The sequence below is a fragment of the Acetobacter cerevisiae genome (assembly GCF_001580535.1).
In the GTDB taxonomy this organism is placed as follows: Bacteria; Pseudomonadota; Alphaproteobacteria; order Acetobacterales; family Acetobacteraceae; genus Acetobacter; species Acetobacter cerevisiae.
The window spans coordinates 1-2,228 of the sequence record NZ_LHZA01000046.1 but is presented as its reverse complement, the minus strand read 5'-3'; the positions used below and the strand labels follow the sequence as shown (position 1 = coordinate 2,228).

The window sequence follows — 2,228 nt, the reverse complement described above, 5'->3', positions numbered from 1 at the left end:
TAGCCGACTGTCTGTTTCCCCCCCCCATGACTGTCATTCCAAAGAACGCGGTGCTTCGACGCGAGTCAACAGATCATCCGGCAAACGCCACTGAAGGCGCAGAACCTCTACCATCGGCGCGTTCATCCATGCGCCCAACTCGTCCGGTTGCGTCAGAATAACGGGCATAGCCTTCGGATGGATCGCGCCCACTTCCCGGTTGGCCTCTGTGGTCAGAAACTCTCTTTCGCTTAGACTCTCTACCCTGCGCCTGTCGCAGACGCTCAGGTCGAGCATGCAGGGCTAGTCGCAACGGACGTTTCCCGCCGCCCTTGCCCCTTTTTAGCCTGTGGATAACCTTGACTGAGGCCGCTTTCGAACAGTGTTTCGAGAAGGTCAAAAAAAAAGAGGGGGTAGAAAACCGTCATTTTTTTTTCCGGATTCCGTACATGAAATACAGGGCAAGTGGCATTTTCCGCCCCCACCCGGTTGGAGTGGGGTGTTGCGCGTTACGGTATCGCATCGAAAAGGGAGCCGAATTTATTCGGCGATAGAGAGAGAAGAAAAAAGATAAAAAGCGTAGCGATTTCATACGTATACCGGATGGTGCGTATGAAATTGCGGTAGCGTGCCCTCCCAATCGGGAAAATGGGGCGTAGGGAAGAGGAGATGGTGGTGTCGGGCCCTCTTGGAAAAATGTTATCGGGAAGGATGTGAATCTCGGGGAGTGGATGGGCTTATATGAACGGAGATGCCTTTTTTTTGAGGCTGTGGTGGTGTGTAGGAGTTTCCGGTGGGGATGGCTGCGAAGCGGCTTTTTGGCCTCGTTGTGGCCCTGTGTAGTGGGCGGTGGTGTCACAGAGGCTGCTCTATGGGCTGATCTGTACCATTTTAGAGTGTTTCGGCCGGTGTGTGATTAGTACCGCAGTTTGACCGTGTTCTTTGTACCACAAAAACTGAACACTGTTGTAAAAAAGGGCACTTTTGGGATTAAATCCCAAAACGCGTTTTTCGATGTTTAATAATATCAATGACTTAGAGTTTCGGTAATGGAATGAATAGAGCCTAAAAATAGCCTGTTTTTTGGCAACTTCGACCTGTGGATAAGTTTGTTTTGAATTAGCATCAAATTGCCCGGTAGCATCCTTTTCTCTCACCTTCCGCTTCCTCCCCAGAACGATGCAAATTCCACCGCCTGCCGCAGAATATTCTGCAGCGCGTCGTCCGACATGTCGGGCAGGTACGTTCCCAAAATGACGGTCATGAAAGCTCACGCCTCTCACCTCGAAAATCGCGCTCGATGCAGAACCAGTCTGCTACGATGACTCGGCGTCAGATGAAGCGGGGAAATCCAAGTTAAAGAGTAATACCAACCATTGTTTGGCCTGACTCACGGTAAGCGAGGGCTGATCCCCACATAGCATTTGGTCGGTTTATTATTGGATGATGCTGTCGATTTCCACACGGGGGTGACAGCCATGACGCACGATGATCTGGGTGACGACGTTTCTGAGCCAGATATTCCAATGGCAACAGGTATTATTGATAGTCATATGACTGGTCGTAATGACAGTCATATGACCAGTTCTTACGGTGTGTCACCTTGTTGCCATACAGACGCGACTGGAAGCCTTGAGCCAGCAGCTCAAAACAGGCGTGGCGGTAAGTGCAAAAGAGAAAGAAATGCTTCGGGCAGAGGCAAACCGGCTGGCGGCCATGATTGTCGACATTCGCAGCAATCAGACCGTAGTCCAGCAAGCCGGAAACCTTCCAGCATCGTCTCTTACTCCTCTTGAAGAAGTCGACGCAGAAGAAAAGCCTGTGCCTGTTAAACCGTCCTCTCCTCGCCTGACGCCGCTTTCGCACCAGCGGCGCAGACGCCGGTACACGTTTTTCCAGTCCCCGAAACGGGAAGGAAGGTCGCGCCATGGAATGCCCGCGCGATAGCGATAAAGCACCGCCTCCACGAACAGACGGTTGTCCGCCGCAGTGCCGCCGACATAGCCTTCTCGACCGGGAAGAAGATCCTTTATCCGCTCCCACTGGTCATCGCGTAAACTATAGCGCCGCATCTGTCTGTCTCCACCAAAAAACGGGAAAACAGTCAGCACACTCAGACACAAAGTACAACCCTCACGTGCCACACTCAGGGCTTAACTGACGACACGCCGTAAAATAGCAGGCCAATTTCGTGAGAATTTAAGCGGAAGTTACGTCAGCAAAGGGGGGGGGAAACAGACAGTCGGCTA

At 52.0% G+C, this 2,228-nt stretch carries 1 protein-coding gene and 2 pseudogenes; all 3 read right to left on the bottom strand.

The annotated features are described in order from the left end of the window. Window positions 1-33: 33 nt before the first annotated feature. A pseudogene (locus AD928_RS00340) lies at window positions 34-219 on the bottom strand (SOS response-associated peptidase); the annotation flags it as partial. A 1,299-nt stretch (window positions 220-1,518) separates the two neighbouring features. After that, window positions 1,519-1,737, bottom strand: coding sequence for a hypothetical protein (locus AD928_RS14885; RefSeq protein WP_062247357.1), 219 nt, complete (start codon window positions 1,735-1,737; stop codon window positions 1,519-1,521). 92 nt (window positions 1,738-1,829) lie between these two features. After that, a pseudogene (locus tag AD928_RS14235) lies at window positions 1,830-2,051 on the bottom strand (transposase); the annotation flags it as partial. Between the last annotated feature and the right edge of the window lie 177 nt (window positions 2,052-2,228).